The sequence below is a fragment of the Bacillus cereus group sp. MYBK245-2 genome (assembly GCF_051916145.1).
Classification (GTDB): domain Bacteria; phylum Bacillota; class Bacilli; order Bacillales; family Bacillaceae_G; genus Bacillus_A; species Bacillus_A pacificus.
In genome coordinates this window covers 67459-88522 of record NZ_JBQAGB010000007.1, presented here as the reverse complement: position 1 = coordinate 88522, position 21064 = coordinate 67459, and the positions used below count along the sequence as shown (strand labels likewise).

Sequence of the window (21064 nt, the reverse complement as noted above, 5' to 3'; positions counted from 1 at the left end):
ACTTTATAAAAGATGCTCTTGGATAAATCCAGGAGCATCTTTTATATGCGGAGTAGTGCACCACTGTAATCAATTTAAAGAATCGAAATCTTCCATAACGAAGTTTTTATTCATTTTTAAATGGTGATATTGAGTTAGGTTTATAAATCTCCATTAGTTTCGGATTGAATATGCTTCTTAACAGCTAACATGTATTGATTAGAGTTTTTAGTCTCTTAGAAGTATTGTTATATTACTATCAAGATAATATTTTGAATAATTCTCAAAACAAAGAAATGTACATGTTCTTGTTTGTGTAGTGAAGTTTCTTAAGTTGAGAGGGGGCCTTTATATCCTAATCCAAAAGTATAGACTACGGCTTACAAATAATCATCTTCCTCTTAAAATTGTCGTTTTACATCTTCAAATTTTTTAAGAAAAAGTGTTTTGTTGGGAAATAATAAAATCTTATTAATTTTTATAATTAGTAGAATTTTTTATAGAAATAATCCTCTTAATATATTAAAATAACATTGTATTATGTCAGATTTTAATTAGGGGAGAGAAATTTTATGTTGAAAAAAATCATTCCAGTTGCTTTAGCATTAAGTACAGTTACTTTTACTAGTGTATTCGCTGTGCCTTCAGCCCAAGCAAGTACAGAACCAAACCGCTACATAGATGTACAAATGCTCGGTATTAACGATTTTCATGGGCAACTAGACACAGTAAAAAAAATTAACAATAAAGATGCAGGGGGAATCGAGTACTTAGGGGCTTATTTACGTGATCGTGAAAAACAAAATCCGAATACATTAAAAGTACATGCTGGCGATGTTGTTGGGGCAAGTACTCCTGTTTCAGCATTATTACAAGACGAACCTACCATTGAATTTCTAAATGATTTGAAATTCGATGTTGGAACGATAGGAAATCATGAATTTGATGAAGGTGTTGAAGAAATGAACCGCCTTATTTATGGTGGATACCATGAGAAAACAGGGAATTTTAAAGGAGCAAAATTCCCATACGTTGCCGCAAATTTCTATAATAAATCCACTGGTCGTTTATTTTTACCACCATTCACTATAAAAAAGGTACAAGGAGTTCCTGTTGGATTTATCGGAGTCGTAACAACGGATGTGCCTAACCTTGTTATGCCTACTATGCTAAAGAATGTAGAAATTACAGATGAAGTTGAAGCTATTAACAAATCCGTAAAGCAATTAAAAAAACTAGGCGTTAAATCTATCGTTGTTCTTGCGCATAACGGAGGTACAACAGATGGGAACGGCGTAACAAATGGTGATATCGTCCGATTAGCAAATGAGACTGATCCAGAAGTCGATGTTATTTTTGGTGGGCATAGCCACACGTATGTAAATGGAACTGTTAATAATAAACTTGTCGTACAAGCAAATTCTTACGGTATGGCTTTTGCTGATGTTGATGTAAAGATTGATCGTAAAACACAAGATATTGTTGAGAAAAAAGCAGAAATTGTTACAACTTACCATGAAGGCATAGAGCCTGATAAAAAAATAAAGAAGAAGATGGAGAAATATCAAGCAAAAATCGCACCTCTTGTTAATGAAGTTGTAGGTAAGTCTATTGCTCCGCTAGATCGCAAACTAAATACGGCTGGTGAATCTACTCTTGGAAATTTAGTTGCTGATGCCCAGCGTGCAACAATGCAATCTCAAATTGCACTTATGAATCCTGGTGGTATTCGTAATGACTTAGATGCTGGTGATATTACATGGGGAGAGATATATGGTATTCAACCATTCGGAAATCAATTAATAAAAGTAAATTTAACGGGTCAAGATATTCGTGATATTTTAAATCAACAATGGCAAAAAGAAATAACAAGAATGCTTCAAATTTCAGGGATCCAATACACTTGGGATGCAAACAAACCTAATGGAGAAAAAGTAACAAGTGTGCGCCTAACAAATGGAGAAGAAATTATTCCTTCTAAAACTTACAGCGTCGTTGCGAACGCATTTCTAGCTTCAGGTGGAGATGGATTTGTATCCTTTAAAAACGGGAAAGATGCTGAAACAGGACCAACTGATTTTGAAGCATTAGTAGATTATATGAAAAAATCAAAAGAACCAATTCAGTCTGTTATTGATGGAAGAATTCAAAAAATAAATTAGTTTTTTATTAATCTCAAAAACAAATAGATTACCTGTACGCTATACTTTTTCGTGTGCAGGTAATCTATTTTTTGTGGGTTTGAAATAAATCTTACCGTGGTCAATGGATATACCGTCTAGATGCAGAGTGTAGAAAAAAAGTGAAGTAAACAAAAGTTGATATCCTGAACGTACAGGGAGTCTTTGTTTGAAAAAACGGGACATAGCAAACATAAAACAGGCTTAACAATGGATGAAAGAAAATGCGCATTGGGCAGGGGACATCATTCGTTATTCAAAGGGAAATATAACTGGTTATGTGTATGAGCCTTGGCATATTCACGCTATATAGGAGAGGTTGCTGAAAAAATATATAAGGAAAAACTAACTTTAGAGGAATATATGGGATAAGCAAGCCACAGTGAATTGAGAATCTGTATTTTTGTTTAGAGAATAGTATTTTATAAAATAGTAGAGTACTTTACTTTAATAGATTCAAAAACTACCTATCTAAAAATTTGATAGGTAGTTTTTTTACTTTTGGGCACAAAGTGAAATCATTTTATTATGTTCACACATATAGACAATGTAATTACCCTAAACACCAATCATTGCCCCTCATTATTAGCGATAGGATAGCTGCTTAAGGACAAAAAAGAATTGGCTAACTTTTGTGCAAAATGTAATGGGGGCTCTATCGACTGGATATGAATATACATAATTAAGGGATTCATGTACAGCCAGTGATTATGTAAAGCACTTACAATAATTCCTTGTTGTACAATTGATTTCATAAATGCAGGAATCTCTTCTTGTAGAATAGCAATTTCGCCTAAATTTAATGCATTACCATTTTGATCCAACGATTCAAAACTTACTCCGACGGGTACTACATAGGTACTTTGTTTTCCTTGTACAAGTACTCTAAAATCGCGGTGAAAAGACACCGAACAACCACCTTGAATTATTTTACTTTTCCCTTTAAGTATTGTAGCAAATTGTTCGCAAATGAAATTAAAGTTGTGCATAAATTCAATTCCTTTCTCGTACAAAATTATGTAATTAGAGATTCGATTAGAGAAAATTGTTGGCTTTTTTTAAAATTCGAAAAAAGGCTATAAATTTAATGTATCCGATGTATTCAATTTATGATTCATAATAGTCTGTTCGAGATATTGTTATAAAAAAGCACTGCTAAATAGTACTATTTTTCAAAATAAGTCTTTCTTATATAGGTATCTTGCTACTATGAAAATATCTATTTACATACAAGCCTTTTTGAATACCAAAGAATGGCCCCTAAAATACCGTGCTTATTCACGAAGAATGAAGTTGTTTCTCCTTTTATCTATTTACATTTTTAAGTACTGAAAAAGTTCTCATGAATAGAGGGAAGATTTTTTTAATTTTTCTTGAATGTAATAACGGTTATTTTAACCAAAATTTTCATAGAAATACCTTTAAAAAGAACGTAGGTTCGTATATAATAAGAACAAACGTTCTTTGTTGGGGGTGATAACCTTGTATGATTATTCTCTTTTACCGAATCGTATTATTCTTTGTGTAGATCTTCGTAGCTTTTATGCAAGCGTGTCATGTATTAAAAAAGGACTTGATCCACGATATACAAAATTGGCTGTTGTAGGAGATGTAAACAGGAGTGGGTCCATTGTATTAGCGGCAACACCGCCACTTAAAGCGTTAGGAGTTAAGAAAATGGCAAGGTTGTACGAAATACCGAAGAGGCCAGATATTATTATTGTGAATCCAATTATGCATACGTATATGAAATGTTCGACTTACATAACCAGTTTAGCCTTACAGTATGTTGCGCCGGAAGATTTTCATCAATATAGTATCGATGAGTTTTTCATGGATATGACCGCGAGTATTCATTTGTTTGCGAGTAATCCGCGTGAGTTTGCATTAAAGTTTAAAAGAGAAATATATGAACGTACACGGATTGAAAGTACGATTGGTATTGGTCCAAATTTATTATTGAGTAAGGTAGCGATGGATGTTGAGGCGAAAAAGAATAGGGATGGAATAGTGCAGTGGACGTATGACGATATACCCGAGAAGTTATGGAGCATTAGACCGCTCAGTAAATTTTGGGGTATATCGTATAAAACAGAAATGAAATTGAATCGAAAAGGTATACATACGATTGGAAATTTAGCGCAGTATCCTTTGAAATATTTAAAGCAATCATTCGGTGTAATAGGGGAAGAATTACATCTACATAGTAACGGAATTGATTTTAGCAGAATAGCAGAAAAATACGTTCCAGCAACAACATCTATAGCGAAAAGCCAAATATTATTTCGTGATTATTCGATAGAAGAGTTCATCTTTATTTTATTAGAGCATGTAGAAGAAGTTTGCTACAGATTGAGAAGAGAAAAGAAATATGCGCAAACGATTCATTTTTCAGTTGGATACAGTAAGGAATATGGAGGGGGAATAAAAAAGGCACATACATTAAATAGAGCAACAAATTTAACGATGGATATTTATAATGTTTGTACCTATTTTTTATACGAGCGGCATACAGGAGAACCGATTCGATCGATAAGTATTTCACTAACAAATTTAATACATGAAGGAGAAGAGCAAATTTCGCTTTTCGATAACATTATACAAAGAGAAAAAGAAATGAGATTAACGAAGGTTATGGACGAAATTCGAACACGATTTGGTAAGAACAGTATTTTACGTGGAATTTCCTACACAAGCGTCGCAACAGCAAGATATAGAAACACATTATTAGGAGGGCACAAATCGTGAGGAATGCTAATATGCCAAAAGGAAGAGATTACTTGTACCGATGCTTTTCATAATCAAAGAATGTTTAAGTTTAGTGATGTAATGGAAGTGGATTAGAGTATCTTTCTATGCAGTAGGTTATTTTGAGCAGTCTACTGCATAGAAAAATCAAAAGCTCAGCCACATACCAATCTTCAAGGCTTCAAAATAACTTTTATACAATCATCTTCACGATTATTAAAAATTTGATAACCATAGCTCGCTTCTTCAAGGGGAATTTTGTGCGTAATAATCTCTTTTGGATCAAATTCTTTATTTGTTATTTTTTCAAATAGTTCCGGCATAAAATGAATGACAGGTGCTTGTCCCATTTTTAAATTAATATTTCTAACCCAAAATGCCCCGAGTGGAAAGGCATTATAATTTCCACCATAAACACCAGTCATTTGAACTGTTCCATATTTTCTTACGGCTTTCGTAGCGATTTGAATAGGGCCGAGAGTTCCGCCTTGTAATTTTAATTTTTGTTCCAGAAATTCTAGAGGTGATTTTTTCCCATCCATCCCCACGCAATCAATGACTACATCGGCACCGCCATGTGTAATTTCCTTTAAATGTTCTCCCATATCAGGAAATTTTGTAAACTCAAATACCTCAACATTGTTAATCTTTTTTGCATAATTTATCCGATAATCTAAGTAATCGACTGCAATTACGCGTTTAGCACCTTGCATCCAAGCGAATTTTTGTGTCATTAATCCAACAGGGCCACAACCAAGAACGATAACAGTATCACCTCGCTTAACGCCTGCGTTTATTACACTCCAATAGGCTGTTGGTAAAACATCGGATAAAAACAGTAGAGATTCATCTTCCAGTTCGCATGATTCTGGTATGACAAATGGAGTGAAATTTCCAAAAGGAACTTTTAAATATTCTGCTTGTCCGCCTGGATGGTTACCAAATTTCTCTGTATAACCAAAGTATCCACCAGAATCATAATGAGGATTGGAGTTATCACATTGGCTTTCCATCTCATGTTGGCAATAGAAACAATGTCCACAAGCAACGTTAAAGGGGATTACAACACGGTCGCCTTTTTTCACTTTCGTAACATCCGGACCAACTTCTTCAACAATGCCCATTGGTTCATGACCAATAATGTACCCTTGCGGTAAAGGCATGTTCCCTTGATATAAATGTAAATCAGAACCGCAAATAGCGGTTGAAGTAATTTTTACAATAATATCATCTTTTTTTTCTAACTTTGCATCATCCACTTGTTTAACTTGTACTTGGTTTGGACCTTGATAGGTTACAGCTTTCATCTCGTATCTCCTTAGGAATCATTTTTCAAAATTTATCCCGCATTAACGGGCAGTAAGATCCCCACCTCAAAATTCAGCGGAAGCAAAGAAGTTAGGTGGGGGGGCGGGCTGCACGTAAAAGCCCGATTGGTGAGGGCTGATTAAAGTTTCACTTTATATGTATCTCTTGGCAAATCAGAAATCTTTAGTAAAGAGGAATCTATACATAGTGTTGTTATGACAGTATGTTATAGCAACTCTTCTTTCTTATGTCTTCTGCACTATTTTAAGAAGAAATTCAATATTTATTCATAAACTAATTCCCATAAAAAGGATAATTATTATTTCATAATCTGTAGCATATTAAAAACATCGGAGGTGAAATAATATGGCAAACAATAATAGTGGAAATCGTAATGAATTGTTAGTTCGAGGTGCTGAACAGGCTCTTGATCAAATGAAATATGAAATTGCACAAGAGTTTGGTGTACAACTTGGTGCAGATACAACAGCTCGTTCAAATGGATCTGTTGGTGGTGAAATTACAAAACGTTTAGTAGCAATGGCTGAACAACAACTTGGTGGTAGAGCTAACCGCTAAGTAAATTGACATACAATATAGTAGATATGTAAATCAATTTCTTTTGTATATGTGTAAAAATAAAAACCCTTATAGTAAATGGATTCTCACTCAAAGATTATTGGTAATCTTCTTTCATAATCTTTGAGTATTTTATTTGTAAACTACTTTCCTAAACAATAAACACGCAGTGTTGGAAAGGTGTTTTCCATGCATAGTAGAAAATCTTTTGCAGGAAAAAGCATACTTAAAAATTTGATTTCAATATTGAAATCAATATTTATTATGATATTTTCGAAAGGGAGGAATTTAAAAATGGGTATATTAAGTGGAAATCCTCAAAACGAACCATTACATTACGGAGAAGTATTTGATATTTGGAGTTATCTTCTAGCTGCACAAGGTGCCATTGCAAGTCACCAAGTATTTATGAATCACACAGGTGATGAAGATTTGAAAAAGTTTCTAGAAGGCTTAATTGAAAATGACATGAATTCGGAAATAGAAGAATTAAAGGCGCTTTTAAAAGTTAATGGGGTTGCTTTACCACCTGCGCCTCCAGAACGACCAGTTGCATCTATTGAAGACATTCCTCCAGGAGCGCGTATTAATGATGTTGAAATAGCAGCAGCTGTTTCTACAGGATTAGCAGCTGGACTTGTCACATGTAGTCAAGTGATGGGAAAATGTCTTCGAGAAGATGTAGGCATGCTATTTGGACAATTTCATATGAAAAAAGCGCAAGCAGGTGTAACTTTGCTGCGTTTAAGTAAGAAAAAAGGATGGGTAGTACCACCTCCGTTACATGTGAAAAACTCTGATCAAGCTTAATAAACAAAAATAAAAAAGTGGCATTTGCCACTTTTTTATTTTTTAGATGTATCCTCAAGCTTGGATTTATTTATTGTAGAAGAATCTATATATTCATTTGACATTTCCATAGCATAGTTATCATGCTGAATATGATTGTGATTTCTTAATGTATTCTCGTTACGCAGTACTAACCTCTTCATATAAATGTGGAAGAAAATTTCTGTTCCACCAATAATTAAAGCGGCTATAAATGAAGAAAGTCCAATATTACGAGTAGCATCTAAATTAGTAAACAAGGATGTTAGTAACCAAATTCCGAAGAAGCTTAAGCCGACATCTGCTATTGTAGCAATCATATTTCCGTATTTAGGTAAAATGAAGAGATCTCCGATTAAATAGGCAGCTCCTGTAAGGAAAAGAGAAATGAGTAATACTCTAGGAATTGAAATGCCTTTAAAGATACTAAGTATGATTAGTAATACTGCAGTTATCGCTGTGTATTTAATTAATAAAGCAACAATATGTTTCATCCTTTTCCTCCATTGTTTAAACGTATATGGAATAAAATATTTCATTAAAAACGGGTTATGCTTTTATATAGCGTAACCCGTTTTAATTACTCTTTAATGGGAAGAGGTACAAGCTGGGTAAGAAGCAGGCTTATACTACGGATAGTATTTGCGGAATATCGAGTTTTATTCACAAAGGGTAGGTCTATCCTTATAATAGAGATGTTGCTTAAGTACAGTGTTTTTTCACTAAACTTAATAATTTTTTCTATTTTGATTTTGAAGTATATTTTAATTATTTAATATTAAAACCAAAGTTTTTTTGCTTAATGTGCCTTTTTATCTACATATTTTCCGTAATCAGGTACAGCAATTTTATCAAATTCTTGAACGAGTGTGTTGAGGCTTGTTGATAGCAAATCACCTGACATCGGTATCCCATGCCCAGTAACAGCAACTAGAGGCTTTAGTTTCTCTAGCTTAATAACTGACTCTTTAGCGGCTTTCCAGTCTGTTGTTAAATAACGAGGTGGTCCGCTTATTTCCTGTTCCTGAGTAATTACTTTATATAAATATTCCTGTTTCACTGTAACAAAAGCGTCCCCAGCAATTAAAGTTCGGTCTTTTTCTCGGAATAATGAAATATGCCCTGGAGTATGTCCTGGTGTATGAACCCATCTAAACTCTGGCATATGAGGAACGGTTCCATCTGCAGGTAATACTTTTACGCTATTTTCTAAATTAATCGGTTCGTTAGGGAACAGAGGTGACATTTTCGCTACCATACCACCTTCAACTGTTGGATCTGGTTCAGGATAGCTTTGTTGTCCAGTCAGGAAAGGTATTTCCATTTGATGTGCATAGACTGGAACATCCCAATACTTGATGAGTTCAATTATTCCTCCAACATGATCAAAATGCCCATGAGTTAAAATAATTGCTTTTGGGCGGCTATTTGTACCAAATCGCTTCTCAGTAACAGATATAATTTCATTTGCACATTTAGGCATTCCAGCATCAACTAAAACAAAATTATCGGTATGCGGATTTCCAACAAAACATATGTTGACGATTTGAATCGTGTAGCAAAATAAATCAAGCAATACTTCGATGCCATGACCACTTTCAATTGAAGTTGCCGGAATAAACTTGTAATCACTTCCATAATTCATTTCATTGTCCAATTTTTCTCCTCCTTAAGTTATTCTAATATGACATTATAGTTCCCTAATTTTGAAAATCCATTTTGGGGGATGTCGTTTTCTCCCGCTTTAATGGGCAGTAAGACCCCCACTGATTAAAGTTTCACTTTACAGTATACTGACTTTGTTTCTTACTCGTTTATTACATTTACTATCACAAGTGCCCTTATTAAAATGAGGAGAGAAACGTACTTGATTATAGGAAGTTTTTAATTTAAGAGGAGGAACTATCATATGGCAAAGGTACTAATGTTTAATTTTCCAGGGGAAGGACATGTGAACCCAACTCTTGCACTTATTGAAGAATTAGTAAAAAGAGGGGAAGAGGTTGTTTATTATTGTGTAGAGGAGTATAAGGAGAAAATTGAAAAAACAGGAGCTTTGTTTCGTCCATATGAAAATTTTTTAGCAAAAGTAGACATGTTGAAAAGGATGAATGGAGAAATAGATCCCTCTGAACTATTATTACATATGGTAAAATCCATGGATAAAATAATAAAGATTGTTATAGAAGAGTTGAAAGAAGAAAAGTATGATTACGTAATATATGATAACAATTTTGCAGTAGGATGGATCATAGCTGAAGCATTACATTTACCTAAAATCTCTTCATGTACAACATTTGCAGTTACGAAAAAGTTATTTAACGCATTGATGAACAATCATAATGAAGTAGACAAAAAATCACCTCTTTATCAAGAAGTTACGCATATTTTAGAAGAGTGGCAAAAGGTATATGGCTTTTCTATGAATGAAAAGAAAAATGTAATGACTTGTGCTGGAAATATTACTATCGTATATACGTCTGAATTTTTCCAACCTGATGTGGAGGAATTGGATGATTCTTATACCTTTGTTGGACCCTCTATTACATCACGGAAAGATATGCAAGAAATTACTTTTAAACAGAAGGAAGAAGAGAAACTCATTTATATTTCTATGGGAACTGTATTTAATCAACAGATGGATTTTTATTACATATGTTTTGAAGCATTTAAAAATTTTCCTGCTACCATCATATTGTCCGTAGGAAAACATATTGACATCAACCAATTGAAAAATATCCCATCTAATTTCAAAGTTTATAATTATGTGCCTCAGTTAGAGGTATTGAAACAAGCTAATCTTTTTATTACACATGGGGGAATGAATAGTTCTAGTGAAAGCTTATATTTTGGTGTTCCTATGATCGTTATCCCAGTTATGGGAGATCAACCGATAGTGGCCCAAAGAATAGAAGATTTAAAAGCTGGCATACAATTAAATCTAAAAAAGCTTACTCCAGTGACATTATATAATGCAGTAATGGAAGTATTATCGAATGATGTATACTTAGAAAATAGTCATAAAATCAAATGTACTTTAAAAAATGCTGGTGGATATATTAAAGCCGCTGAAACAATAGAACTATTTAAGTTGAAGACGGGTATTAAATAAGGTGCCCCAGTTGCCAAACAGAGCAGCTGGGGCATCTTATTATTTCTTCCTAACTTAATTATACCACGTAAATCAAGTTCAAAATAGACTGTTTCTTCTCATTTACTCCTGCTACAATCAAGAACACATGCAAAGTAAGGAGAGATGTTATATGAGTTCTTTCGTTCTCGATTTTCAGGAAATAGAAAACACGCAGCTTTCACTCGTTGGTGGGAAAGGTTTGAATTTAGGGGAGTTATCAAGCGTTCAAGGGATACAAGTGCCAGAAGGATTTTGTGTGACAACAGTAGGATATGAAAAGGCTATCGAACAAAATGAAGATTTTCGCACTTTGTTGCAGCAGCTAACAAAGTTGAAAATGGAAGAGCGAGCTCAAATTGGTCAAATAAGTACGAAGATTAGAGAAGTTATTATGGCAGTAGAAATCCCTTCTGATGTAGTGGAAGCGGTAACTCATTATCTCTCACGTTTTGGAAATGAACATGCGTATGCCGTGCGCTCTAGTGCTACGGCTGAAGATTTACCATATGCTTCATTTGCAGGTCAACAAGATACGTATTTAAATATTATCGGAGAAGAAGCGATTTTACAGCATATAAGAAAGTGCTGGGCGTCTTTATTTACAGAGCGAGCAGTTACGTACCGCATGCAAAATGGTTTTGAACATAATCAAGTTTCTATATGTGTTGTCGTTCAAAAAATGGTTTTCCCTGAGGCTTCGGGCATTTTATTTACGGCTGATCCGGTTACTTCTAACCGAAAGGTGTTATCAATTGATGCCAGTTTTGGACTTGGTGAGGCATTAGTATCAGGATTGGTCTCTGCCGATAATTATAAAGTAAAAGAAGGCGAAATTGTCGATAAGATGATCGCAACTAAAAAAGTAGCTATGTATGCTTTAAAAGAGGGCGGAACAGAAACGAAACAGATTGATCCGGCTCAGCAAAAAATTCAAACATTGTCTGAACAACAAATATTACAACTAGCAAGTATTGGAAGACAGATTGAAGCTTATTTTGGTTGTCCGCAAGATATTGAATGGTGTTTAGCCCATAATACATTTTATATTGTCCAAAGTCGCCCCATTACGACTTTATATCCAATTCCTGAAGAAAATGATGGGGGAAATCATGTATATATATCAGTTGGCCATCAACAAATGATGACTGATGCGATGAAACCACTTGGGTTATCTTTTTTCCTGTTAACGACTAATGCTCCTATGCGTAAAGCGGGAGGAAGGCTGTTTGTGGATGCTACGCAACAATTAGCTTCACCTGCTAGCAGAGATTATTTAATAAACACTTTAGGAAAATCAGATCCACTCGTAAGAGATGCATTAACGACTATAATCGAGCGAGATAATTTTATTACATTGTTGCCGGATGATGAAAAAGAAAAGAGTGTTAGTAAAAGTAAACAACCTGCCAATTCGCAACCAGAAATCGAAAATGATCCGGCAATCGTTACGAATTTAATACAGAATAGTGAAGCATCCATCGAAGAGTTAAAACGAAACATGCAAACGAAATCAGGGGTGGGTGTACTTGATTTTATTTTGGAAGACATCCAGCAATTAAAGAAAGTATTATTTAATCCGCAAAGTATCGCTGTCATTATGGCTGGTATGAATGCTTCAACATGGATGAATGAAAAGATGGAGCAATGGCTAGGCGAAAAGAATGCAGCAGACACGCTTTCTCAATCGGTACAAAATAATATTACATCTGAAATGGGTTTAGCATTAATGGATGTCGCTGATGTGATTCGGCCGTATCAAGAAGTTATTACGTATTTACAACATGTAGAAGATGATAGCTTTTTAGATGAACTTGTTCAGTTTAAAGGTGGAGAAGAAGCCCGAGATGCGATTCTAACTTTTCTAAATAAATACGGAATGAGATGTAGCGGAGAAATAGATATTACGAAAACGCGCTGGAGTGAAAAGCCAACTACAATTATCCCGATGATTTTAAATAATATAAGAGATTTTGAATATGGCGCGAGTAAGCGGAAATTTGAAGAAGGACTGCAAGAAGCATTGAAAAAAGAAGAAGAGTTAATAGAGCGATTACAGCACTTGCCGGATAGTAAACAAAAAGTAGAAGAGACGAAGCAAATGATTCGTAATATCCGTAATTTTATCGGTTATCGTGAATATCCAAAATACGGCATGATTAATCGTTATTTCATATATAAGCAGGCATTATTGAAAGAAGCTGAGCAACTTGTGCAGAGCGGTGTCATTCGTGAGGTCGATGATATATACTATTTAACTTTTGAAGAACTTCACGAAGTAGTCCGCACGAATAAACTAGATTATGAGCTGATACAAAAACAAAAAAATGATTACAAATTATATGAAAAACTAACGCCTCCTCGTATCATGACGTCTGATGGAGAAATCATTACGGGTAAATATAAACGAGAAAAACTCCCAGCTGATGCGATTGTAGGTTTGCCTGTTTCTTCAGGAGTGATTGAAGGAAGAGCTCGTGTTATTTTAAACATGGAAGAAGCGAATTTAGAAGAGGGAGATATATTAGTTACAGCTTTTACTGATCCTGGCTGGACACCATTGTTTGTGTCTATAAAAGGGTTAGTCACTGAAGTTGGTGGTCTTATGACGCACGGGGCAGTTATCGCACGTGAATATGGATTACCGGCAGTTGTCGGTGTGGAGAATGCTACGAAATTAATAAAAGACGGACAACGAATTCGGGTACATGGCACAGAAGGGTATATTGAAGTGTTGTAATGAAATAAAAGATCATCCGCTAATATAGTGGATGATCTTTTATTATATAGCTGACTCATTTCTTCAAACCAGCTGCATAAAAAGGTCCATGAACTGCGATTGTAGATAAAATACGAGCAATTTCCTCTGGTGTTTCTTTTTGTCCATTATTTAACCATTGCTGAATCACACCAATATGAGCAGATGCCATATAAGAAGCTAAGTATTGGCTTGGGACAAGTAAATTCTCTTTGTTAATGAGAGCGCCATTCGTATCTTCAAATATTGTTTTCCACATAAAGTCCTTCAGTTTTGTTTGGAAAGATAAATCTCCTTTGGGACTTAATACAGCTTTCATAAAATCACTATTTTCATTTAGAAATGCAAGAATAGAAGTGATAAGTAGAAACGGCATTGTTGGGGAAGGGTTTGACCCAAGATCAGCAATCACTTCAGGTAATCTCTGTTTGGCAATGCTGGAAATTTTATACATAATTTCTTCTTGGCATTTCGTCATTAAATCAAATTTATCTTGATAATGCGCATAGAAAGTACCGCGATTAATGTTTGCTCTCGTTGTAATATCTTTCACTGTAATGGCGTCAAAACCTTTTTCTTCAATTAATTCCACCAATGCATTTCGAATGGCAGTTTTCGTACGAACAACACGTAAATCTAAATTACTATCACGCAAAGCATGTCCCTCCTTCATTTTAGCCAACATATTTCAAAGATGTGTCTTATAACCGACACATTTACGATTTTTGATTATTGTATAAGGTTCAACTCGAACATATAATTCAAAATATAAATAAACAACACGTTGTTGGTTATTATAAATCAAATGATAGGAGGAGAAAAGAAAATGTTTAAAAATAAACTTTTATGGTTATCACCAGTTATTGCACTACTTGTTGTTTTTATTTTCTCATTAACGTTATTTCCAACCGTTCAACCTCAGCCGAAAAACTTGCCAATCGCAATTGTAAATGAGGATCAAGGAGTAGAAATTCCGAATCAACCGAAGATGAATATGGGGCAAACGATTGTTGATAATATGAAAAAAACATCAAAATCAGAGGAAGAACCCGCAGTGAAGTGGGTAGAAGTGAAAAATAAAGAAGTAGTTCAAAAAGGCTTAAATAATCAAGAGTATTACGCAGCATTAGTTATTCCAAAAGACTTTAGTACAAAACAAGCATCATTACGAACACCGCAGCCATCTTCGCCAGAGGTAGAAATATTCATCAATCAAGGAATGAATACAGCAGCATCATCTATGGCAGGTCAAATGTTAAATACTGTAGTTGATAATATGAACAACAATGTTCGTACACAAATATTAGAAGGATTGAAAGCAAACGGGGCTACTTTAACAACAGACCAAGCTGCGAAAATAGTAACACCTATTGTAAAGAAAGTGACAAATGTAAATGAAACCGGAAAAAATAGTGCGAACGGGAACTCGCCAATTTCATTATTCCAGCCGTTATGGATCGCAAGTTTAGCGAGCGCAGCGCTTATCTTTATCGCGATAAGTAAAATGCCGATTCGTACAAGAAACGAAAACTTCGTATTAAAACTAAAGCAAATCGTAACAGGCGCAATTGCCGCAATTGTTATTGGGTTCGGTCTTACATGGATTGCAGATGGAATGGTAGGACTAAATATTTCAAATTTCACTGATACGGCACTGTTTTTATCTATTACATCCTTTAGTTTCTTCTTAATGATATCGGCGGTACTTTCATTAGTTGGACTAAAAGGAATTGGTGTATTCGCACTCTTACTATTCTTTGGGGCACCGTTATTATCATTAGCACCGGAAATGTTGTCGCCATTTTATCAAGACTGGGTGTACGCATGGTTGCCAATGCGATTTATGATTGAAGGACTGAGAGAAATATTCTTCTTCGGAAAAGAGTTAAGCTGGAGTACACCTCTTACTGTACTCGTTTGGATTGGTGCGGTAAGTATGGCTATTATTCTATTGACTGCTTTCAAACGTAGTGCAATAAAGGAACATAAAACAGAATTAAACGCTTAGAAAAAAGAACGTTTCACTTGTAGTGAAGCGTTCTTTTTGTATACATGCTCCTGCTATTACAAATTGCATAAAATGTTATACGGAATAATGGAGGGGATACAATGTATAATTCGAATTATTATGATTCGTATAGGCAAAATGATAAGCTGATTCGCGATATTGAGAAAGCAATTAATGGAGAGTTTAGTGCAATAAGTTGCTATGCGAAATTAGCCAACATGGCTCCAAATGCGGCGGAACGAAATCAAATTCTTGAAATTCGTAACGATGAAATCAAGCATTTCCATCATTTTGTACAAATCTATACAAATTTAACTGGTCAGCAGCCGAAACCACAAATTACTGAAGATTGTCCAAATACGTACTTACAAGGATTAGAATTCGCTATACAAGATGAACAGAAGACAGTAGATTTTTACTTAGAAATTTCAGATGAAACATCGGATGCACATTTGAAAGAGTTAATGCGCAGAATAGCTGCCGATGAACAAAATCATGCGGTATGGTTTTTATATTATTTTGTGAAGACGAAGTGAATGCTTAATGAAACACTTATATATGAGTAGAGGAAAACCGTTTCGCTAGTAGTGGAGCGGTTTTTGTGATGAAATATAAGTTACATAGATATCGGCAAAATATAGTAATCAGATTTGATATATAATATACGAACCGAAAATGAAAATAAAAATAAATAAGCAAGGAGCAAACAAATGAAACGAGGGCTTTTTGTATATATTCCAAATGAATATGATAATCTACTTTGGAAAGTGTTAAAGCCGATTAATATTTCTTCATTCGATTGGTGGGTGGGGAATGAAGAGTCCTACTTAATAGCGCGTGGTGGATTGGAGGAGGCATTATTTCCAGAGCAACCAAGTGTAGTAGAAGGGTTAGAGTTAAAAAGGTTAGTTAAAGAAAACATATATTATCTTATTTTTGCAGATTTAAAAGCATATCCCAAAGGAGAAATAGTGCTAGATATTGAAACATATGAAGAGTTTATGGAAAGTAAGTGTGGGATAGTCGTATTAGTGGCGGACGGTCAATACATACAAATTTATGCGAAAGACCAAAAAGCGATTGAACTGATGTATGAAAACGCACGGAATCAGGGGTTTTATGTAGAATATGTTACAGAAGAAAATGACGGTAGAACACGTTTGTCAGTATAGTAGGAATTTGAAAGGGGAAACGTAATATGGAGAGAACTACAGTTAAAGAATATACAATTCGAATTGCTACGGAAGAGGAAAGTGATAGCATTATCACGCTATTAAAAGAAGTGGCACAGTGGCTACAACATAAAGAAGTGGATCAGTGGCAGTATCTGTTAGGAGAAGAAGCTACGGCTGAAATACTAGAAAGTATAAAAGAGAAATATACATATGTGGTTACGAAAGGAGATGAAATTGTCGGTACGGTTACAGTATCTCCTAAACAAAATGAATGGGATGAATATATTTTTGGGAAAGAGGAAGTTTCTAATTCATTATATATTCATAGATTTGCGGTGAAACGGAAGTATAAGGGGAACGGAATAGGAGAATGGATGTTACAGTGGATAGAAGAGAATATACAACATGATAAAGAGTTTTTAAAACTAGATTGTGTAGGGCATAATCGCATATTAAATGATTTTTATAAGAGAAATGGTTTTGAATATGTTGGCAGTACAGATGGACTTAGTAAGTTTCAAAAGAAAAGGGGATAGTGAATGAATCAAATTGATACTGGTTTAGTAGAAAGGTATTTCAAGAAGTATTGCAAATAGATGAAGAAACATGGAATAGAGCAAGAGGATGGGCACTTTGGAAAGCGTTAATTACATATGATGCGAATAAGACTAGTAATAAGATAGTAGTAGACGAATCATATCGTGTGATTCAAGTGATTGCGAATGATTATAAGAGGTAGTAGAAAAAGCCTATTTCAAAATAGGCTTTTTCATATGGTGAAATATTAGAAATTGAAAGAAGGAATCTAACATAATTATACAGAATATTTAGATAATAGGAGGTGTCGAATTTTGAGTGAAATTGAATTAAAAAGGAATGTAACTAAGACAGGGAGTGAGAAGAGGATCATTCTTCGCTTTATACTCGCTAGTCTCGTTGGGGTGTTTATGTTTTTCGTACCAGTTACAATAAACGGTGCTTCTTCCATAATGATTGATCATATCGTGTCGTGGATTAGAGCTTCGGTTCCAAGTGTCGTACCTTATTACGCACTACTCGTTATGATAATGGGTGCGATTTATCCGTTTTATACGAAAAAATGGAATGCATCTCTCGTAGACATTTGTTTTTCTATTTTAAAAGTAGTTGGCGTCGTTTTTGGTGTATTATATTGCGTGAAAGTAGGGCCAGCATGGTTCTTTGCGCCAGATGTAGGGCCGTTTTTATATGAGAAATTAGTCATATCGGTAAGCTTACTCGTTCCAATTGGTTCGGCGTTTTTAGCGTTATTAGTCGGATATGGATTGCTTGAATTTATCGGTACGTTTTGCCGTCCCATTATGAGACCGTTATGGAAAACGCCAGGCCGGTCAGCAATCGATGCGGTTGCTTCCTTTGTGGGGAGTTATTCGTTGGCCTTATTAATTACAAATCGCGTGTATAAAGAAGGAAAGTATACGACAAAAGAAGCAGCGATCATCGCTACAGGTTTTTCTACAGTATCCGCAACATTTATGATTATCATCGCAAAAACATTAGACATTATGCATTTATGGAATGTTTATTTTTGGACGACTCTCGTTGTAACATTCATCGTAACTGCTATCACCGTAAGACTCCCACCCCTTAGTAGAAAACCAGATACATATGTAACGGAAGAAGGGTTCCCAGAGCCCGTTTATAAAGAGAAAATGCTAGAACGCGCTTGGGAAGATGCGTTAGAAGTATCGAAATCTGCGCCGAGCGTTATGAAAAATATTGCAGTGAACTTAAAAGATGGTTTTATTATGACGATGGGAATTTTACCATCGATTATGTCTGTAGGGTTAATTGGTATCGTCTTAGCGAAATTTACGCCAATATTTGATTGGATCAGCTATATTTTCTATCCTTTTACATGGCTATTACAATTACCAGAAGCAGACTTAGCTGCTAAAGCGGCTTCCGTTGGTATTGCGGAAATGTTCTTACCATCATTATTAGTAGTAAGTGCACCACTTGTGACAAAGTTTGTCATTGCGGTTGTTTCGGTATCATCTATATTGTTCTTCTCAGCTTCCATCCCTTGCATTTTATCGACAGATATTCCGTTAAAAGTATCAGAACTTATCATTCTCTATGTACAAAGAACGATATTAACGTTGCTTATCATTACACCGATTGCTTATTTGTTGCTTTAAAAAGGGGAAAGGTATAAAAAAGAATCCTTCTATAAAAGGAAGGATTCTTTTGTTTAGTGTTTTTATCAATTAAATACCTTAAAATGTACACTTTTTTGATGTTTTATTTGTTTTTCGAATATGACGTAATACTTCTTAAGAAAATTCCTAATCCTGCAAAAAAGAATCCCAAGCATAATAAGCTGCCTGGCGTTCCCCAAGTAATTTGATCTAGCATTTTTATATCCTCCCATTTACCCCATATTAATTAACTGTAAAATTTTCACTTTATTATCATATAGTATTTTTTTGGTTTAATCCAGAATTATCCATACTATTAAGCTGAAAAATTGATTCATAAATGAAAAAAAGAATCTTTTTGTGGAAAGAATAGCGTTTTTGGTATGCAAATTTTTAAAGAACGTATATAGACCTTTAGAAAAAGAAAAACCTTACATGAAATGAAACCAATATAAATGTAGCTTGCTATAATGGGATATACACGGTATTTGTTAGAGGTTTTTGCCGATTATTATGTAAGAAGGTATTAAAACTTTAATTTTAATATCCATATAATAAAATGTATATTTCTATGATATAGTAAGAAAAAGGGGGCTTACAAATGGAAATCATTCACGAAAGAGTAAAGCTACGGTTAATGGATAGTGATGATGTCGAAACTTTGTTTTCGATTGTAGAAGGAAATCGGGAAATTTGGGCGTATTTAATCTCTAAAATGGATAGTGTGCAAGATATGCAGCAATATGTGCAAAAAGCGATACAAGGTTATGGAAAAGGTACGCAAATTCCTTTCGTTGTAGTGGATTTACAGATAAATGCGATTGTAGGAAGTACACGTCTATATAATATTTCAGTAGAAGATAAAACAGTCGAGTTAGGACAAACGTGGTATCATCCAAGTGTCCAGCGTACGAGTATAAATACAGAGTGTAAGTATATGCTTCTCCAGTATGCTTTTGAAAAACTGCATATGCTCAGGGTACAAATTAAGACGGATGCAAGAAATGAAAAAGCACAACGAGCAATTGAAAGGTTAGGAGCAGTAAAAGAGGGCGTGCTTAGAAATGAAAGAAAATTACCGAATGGACATGTGAGAGATGCGGTTGTGTATAGTATTATCACAAGCGAATGGCCAGTTGTGAAAGCACGTCTATTAGAAAAATTAGAATTGTATAAAGAAAAGCTATAATTCGTGTTTTGAAAGGTATATTATTTGTAATACATAAAAAATATACCTTTTTTCTTACAAAATGCTACTTTATTTTAATTCCTTTTGTTTCATCGTTCCCTTCTGAGAAAAAATTCGTTACAATGTAGTTGTATGGTAATAAACTTATGAATTTAAAACATGTAATGAAAACCGCAAATGAAAATGAATTGATAATCCTCAATTTTAAATGAAAACCCTTTTATACATAAATAACAAGTAAAGTTCCTTCTTTTAAATAAACTCAAACAAAACGATTTGATATAAATGTTTTTTTATAGAAGTATGGATGATGTACGGAGGCAATTACAAATGAAAGAAAATAAGAAGAGTAAGAAAAGACGAATCTTTCAAGTATTTTTACTAATGATTTGTTCTGCTATTTTATATGTAAGTTATGCAGCTTACGATATTTGGAGTTATCGTTTTAAAACAGATGATAGCGTGAAAACGGATGCTGGTATCGTACTAGGAGCAGCTTCTTGGAACGGAAAACCATCTCCTGTATTTAAAGAAAGAATTAATCATGCGATTTCTTTATATAAGAACGGAAATATTAAAAAGATTATTTTTACAGGTGGTACAAAGTTCGAGGCAGAGCTTGAGGAAGCGCGTACGGCAAGAGTATATGCAATGAAACAAGGTGTAAAAGAGGAAGATATTTTAATTGAAACAAAATCCCTTTTCACTGAAGAAAATTTAAAGAATGCGAAGGAAGTTGGAACAGAGAACGGAATACGCACATACACGATTGTAAGTGATCCACTTCATATGAAACGCGCAATGAGAATCGCAAAACATATTAATATTGAAGCGTATGCTTCACCAACGCCGACATCAGCATATAAAACGTTAGATACAGAAATACCATTCTTCTTTAAAGAATTATTCTCGTATATTGGATATGTAACCTCGTTACCATTAAAGGCATTGAAGGGAGATTAATAAGAAAAGAACCTATCTTTAAATAGGAACTTTTCTTAT

Annotated in this window: 18 protein-coding genes and 2 pseudogenes; 15 read left to right on the top strand and 5 right to left on the bottom strand. The window is 34.5% G+C overall.

Features of this window, described 5'->3' with window-relative positions; all coding sequences use genetic code 11:
* The first annotated feature begins 551 nt into the window (after nucleotides 1-551).
* Nucleotides 552-2141 (top strand): bifunctional metallophosphatase/5'-nucleotidase, encoded by a 1590-nt coding sequence (locus ACTFRN_RS13875; RefSeq protein ID WP_088106669.1) that lies wholly within the window; start codon nucleotides 552-554, stop codon nucleotides 2139-2141.
* 226 nt (nucleotides 2142-2367) lie between these two features.
* Nucleotides 2368-2531, top strand: a pseudogene (locus ACTFRN_RS13870) (D-alanyl-D-alanine carboxypeptidase family protein); the annotation flags it as partial.
* A 197-nt stretch (nucleotides 2532-2728) separates the two neighbouring features.
* Here the strand turns inward: ACTFRN_RS13870 and ACTFRN_RS13865 are convergent.
* Nucleotides 2729-3148 (bottom strand): DUF1259 domain-containing protein, encoded by a 420-nt coding sequence (locus ACTFRN_RS13865; protein WP_014893615.1) that lies wholly within the window; start codon nucleotides 3146-3148, stop codon nucleotides 2729-2731.
* A 493-nt stretch (nucleotides 3149-3641) separates the two neighbouring features.
* On the opposite strand from ACTFRN_RS13865, the gene ACTFRN_RS13860 reads away from it, so the two are divergent.
* The gene (locus tag ACTFRN_RS13860; RefSeq protein ID WP_088106668.1) at nucleotides 3642-4907 is read left to right on the top strand and encodes a Y-family DNA polymerase; all 1266 of its coding nucleotides are present in this window, start codon (nucleotides 3642-3644) and stop codon (nucleotides 4905-4907) included.
* 173 nt (nucleotides 4908-5080) lie between these two features.
* On the opposite strand, the gene ACTFRN_RS13855 is transcribed toward ACTFRN_RS13860, so the two are convergent.
* Entirely contained in the window at nucleotides 5081-6214 is a 1134-nt protein-coding gene (locus tag ACTFRN_RS13855; RefSeq protein WP_000649081.1) for a zinc-dependent alcohol dehydrogenase, read from the bottom strand.
* A gap of 367 nt (nucleotides 6215-6581) precedes the next feature.
* Here ACTFRN_RS13855 and sasP point away from each other — a divergent pair, with 367 nt between their 5' ends.
* Nucleotides 6582-6794: a small acid-soluble spore protein, SasP family gene (gene sasP, locus ACTFRN_RS13850; RefSeq protein ID WP_000002833.1), complete on the top strand. Its 213-nt coding sequence runs from the start codon at nucleotides 6582-6584 to the stop codon at nucleotides 6792-6794.
* Between the two features lie 294 nt (nucleotides 6795-7088).
* Nucleotides 7089-7604: a DUF3231 family protein gene (locus ACTFRN_RS13845; protein WP_000512121.1), complete on the top strand. Its 516-nt coding sequence runs from the start codon at nucleotides 7089-7091 to the stop codon at nucleotides 7602-7604.
* A 35-nt stretch (nucleotides 7605-7639) separates the two neighbouring features.
* Here ACTFRN_RS13845 and ACTFRN_RS13840 read toward each other — a convergent pair whose 3' ends face one another.
* On the bottom strand, nucleotides 7640-8116 hold the full coding sequence (locus ACTFRN_RS13840) for a YndM family protein (protein ID WP_088106667.1): 477 nt from the start codon (nucleotides 8114-8116) through the stop codon (nucleotides 7640-7642).
* Between the two features lie 305 nt (nucleotides 8117-8421).
* The gene (locus tag ACTFRN_RS13835; protein ID WP_088106666.1) at nucleotides 8422-9279 is read right to left on the bottom strand and encodes an MBL fold metallo-hydrolase; all 858 of its coding nucleotides are present in this window, start codon (nucleotides 9277-9279) and stop codon (nucleotides 8422-8424) included.
* Nucleotides 9280-9531: 252 nt separating this feature from the next.
* On the opposite strand from ACTFRN_RS13835, the gene ACTFRN_RS13830 reads away from it, so the two are divergent.
* Both ACTFRN_RS13830 and ppsA read left to right on the top strand, forming a co-directional pair.
* Complete coding sequence (locus ACTFRN_RS13830) at nucleotides 9532-10734, top strand: macrolide family glycosyltransferase (protein ID WP_001151407.1); 1203 nt, start codon at nucleotides 9532-9534, stop codon at nucleotides 10732-10734.
* A gap of 151 nt (nucleotides 10735-10885) precedes the next feature.
* The gene (gene ppsA, locus ACTFRN_RS13825) at nucleotides 10886-13492 is read left to right on the top strand and encodes a phosphoenolpyruvate synthase (RefSeq protein ID WP_074567705.1); all 2607 of its coding nucleotides are present in this window, start codon (nucleotides 10886-10888) and stop codon (nucleotides 13490-13492) included.
* 55 nt (nucleotides 13493-13547) lie between these two features.
* Here the strand turns inward: ppsA and ACTFRN_RS13820 are convergent, their stop codons facing one another.
* Entirely contained in the window at nucleotides 13548-14165 is a 618-nt protein-coding gene (locus tag ACTFRN_RS13820; RefSeq protein WP_074567704.1) for a TetR/AcrR family transcriptional regulator, read from the bottom strand.
* A 171-nt stretch (nucleotides 14166-14336) separates the two neighbouring features.
* Here ACTFRN_RS13820 and ACTFRN_RS13815 point away from each other — a divergent pair, with 171 nt between their 5' ends.
* From ACTFRN_RS13815 to ACTFRN_RS13780, 8 genes and pseudogenes are all read left to right on the top strand, one after another.
* Nucleotides 14337-15518: a YhgE/Pip domain-containing protein gene (locus tag ACTFRN_RS13815; protein WP_000475889.1), complete on the top strand. Its 1182-nt coding sequence runs from the start codon at nucleotides 14337-14339 to the stop codon at nucleotides 15516-15518.
* Nucleotides 15519-15619: 101 nt separating this feature from the next.
* The gene (locus ACTFRN_RS13810) at nucleotides 15620-16054 is read left to right on the top strand and encodes a ferritin-like domain-containing protein (RefSeq protein ID WP_049112257.1); all 435 of its coding nucleotides are present in this window, start codon (nucleotides 15620-15622) and stop codon (nucleotides 16052-16054) included.
* A 174-nt stretch (nucleotides 16055-16228) separates the two neighbouring features.
* The gene (locus ACTFRN_RS13805) at nucleotides 16229-16690 is read left to right on the top strand and encodes a DUF2691 family protein (RefSeq protein ID WP_000820274.1); all 462 of its coding nucleotides are present in this window, start codon (nucleotides 16229-16231) and stop codon (nucleotides 16688-16690) included.
* A gap of 26 nt (nucleotides 16691-16716) precedes the next feature.
* Entirely contained in the window at nucleotides 16717-17229 is a 513-nt protein-coding gene (locus ACTFRN_RS13800; RefSeq protein ID WP_000442625.1) for a GNAT family N-acetyltransferase, read from the top strand.
* A 26-nt stretch (nucleotides 17230-17255) separates the two neighbouring features.
* Nucleotides 17256-17432: pseudogene (locus ACTFRN_RS13795) on the top strand (aminoglycoside phosphotransferase); the annotation flags it as partial.
* 112 nt (nucleotides 17433-17544) lie between these two features.
* Entirely contained in the window at nucleotides 17545-18873 is a 1329-nt protein-coding gene (locus ACTFRN_RS13790; RefSeq protein ID WP_074567703.1) for a YjiH family protein, read from the top strand.
* A 601-nt stretch (nucleotides 18874-19474) separates the two neighbouring features.
* Nucleotides 19475-20062 carry a GNAT family N-acetyltransferase gene (locus ACTFRN_RS13785; RefSeq protein WP_074567702.1) on the top strand — a complete coding sequence of 196 codons (588 nt, stop codon included), beginning with the start codon at nucleotides 19475-19477 and terminating at the stop codon, nucleotides 20060-20062.
* 330 nt (nucleotides 20063-20392) lie between these two features.
* On the top strand, nucleotides 20393-21025 hold the full coding sequence (locus tag ACTFRN_RS13780) for a YdcF family protein (RefSeq protein WP_000662225.1): 633 nt from the start codon (nucleotides 20393-20395) through the stop codon (nucleotides 21023-21025).
* The last annotated feature ends 39 nt before the right edge of the window (nucleotides 21026-21064 follow it).

Bases quoted from the DNA above. Each gene is read 5' to 3' on its own strand.
- ACTFRN_RS13875 (WP_088106669.1), top strand. From the start codon at position 552: ATGTTGAAAAAAATCATTCCAGTTGCTTTAGCATTAAGTACAGTTACT.
- ACTFRN_RS13865 (WP_014893615.1), bottom strand. From the start codon at position 3,148: ATGCACAACTTTAATTTCATTTGCGAACAATTTGCTACAATACTTAAA.
- ACTFRN_RS13855 (WP_000649081.1), bottom strand. From the start codon at position 6,214: ATGAAAGCTGTAACCTATCAAGGTCCAAACCAAGTACAAGTTAAACAA.
- sasP (WP_000002833.1), top strand. From the start codon at position 6,582: ATGGCAAACAATAATAGTGGAAATCGTAATGAATTGTTAGTTCGAGGT.
- ACTFRN_RS13845 (WP_000512121.1), top strand. From the start codon at position 7,089: ATGGGTATATTAAGTGGAAATCCTCAAAACGAACCATTACATTACGGA.
- ACTFRN_RS13840 (WP_088106667.1), bottom strand. From the start codon at position 8,116: ATGAAACATATTGTTGCTTTATTAATTAAATACACAGCGATAACTGCA.
- ACTFRN_RS13830 (WP_001151407.1), top strand. From the start codon at position 9,532: ATGGCAAAGGTACTAATGTTTAATTTTCCAGGGGAAGGACATGTGAAC.
- ppsA (WP_074567705.1), top strand. From the start codon at position 10,886: ATGAGTTCTTTCGTTCTCGATTTTCAGGAAATAGAAAACACGCAGCTT.
- ACTFRN_RS13815 (WP_000475889.1), top strand. From the start codon at position 14,337: ATGTTTAAAAATAAACTTTTATGGTTATCACCAGTTATTGCACTACTT.
- ACTFRN_RS13810 (WP_049112257.1), top strand. From the start codon at position 15,620: ATGTATAATTCGAATTATTATGATTCGTATAGGCAAAATGATAAGCTG.
- ACTFRN_RS13805 (WP_000820274.1), top strand. From the start codon at position 16,229: ATGAAACGAGGGCTTTTTGTATATATTCCAAATGAATATGATAATCTA.
- ACTFRN_RS13800 (WP_000442625.1), top strand. From the start codon at position 16,717: ATGGAGAGAACTACAGTTAAAGAATATACAATTCGAATTGCTACGGAA.
- ACTFRN_RS13785 (WP_074567702.1), top strand. From the start codon at position 19,475: ATGGAAATCATTCACGAAAGAGTAAAGCTACGGTTAATGGATAGTGAT.
- ACTFRN_RS13780 (WP_000662225.1), top strand. From the start codon at position 20,393: ATGAAAGAAAATAAGAAGAGTAAGAAAAGACGAATCTTTCAAGTATTT.